Consider the following 538-nt stretch of genomic DNA (forward strand, 5'->3'; position numbering starts at 1 on the left):
ATCGTGGATGAAACCACCAACCTGGACCCGGCCGGGGCGGCCGGGCTGGAAGCGCACTTCCTGGACCCCGACGCACCGAACCCGGCCCGCGGGTGCCCGGCCGGGGACCTCGTCCCCCGGGACGGTTCCGGGCCAAAACCCGTGTTTGGCGGGAACGCCACCACCCGGTCAGCATCGAACAACGCCACACCAAAAGTGCTACGGACCGGCGGGTGGAGTTCGTCCCGGACCGGGACGGGATGGCCTGGTTCTCGGCGTACCTGCCGGCGGCTACCGCTGCGGGGATCTGGGACCGGACCACCGCTGCCGCCCGGGCCCTGCAGGGCCCCGCGGAGGCCCGCACCCTGACCCAGCTGCGCGCCGACATCGCCGCCACCCTGCTTCTGAGCGGCACCACCACCGGGGGAAGTGCCGGCGGCGGCACGGGGATGGCCGGGTGCGGGGATGTTCCCTCGCCCCGGGCGCAGGTGCTGATTACCGTCCCGGTCCTGTCCCTGCTGGGCGTGACCGGGGAACCGGCGGTCCTGGATGGGTACGG

Annotated in this window: 1 pseudogene; it reads left to right on the plus strand. The window is 73.4% G+C overall.

The annotated features are described in order from the left end of the window. Positions 1 to 538, plus strand: a pseudogene (locus BJQ90_RS21770) (endonuclease); the annotation flags it as partial.

It is taken from the genome of Arthrobacter sp. SO3, from assembly GCF_020532825.1.
GTDB lineage: Bacteria > Actinomycetota > Actinomycetes > Actinomycetales > Micrococcaceae > Arthrobacter.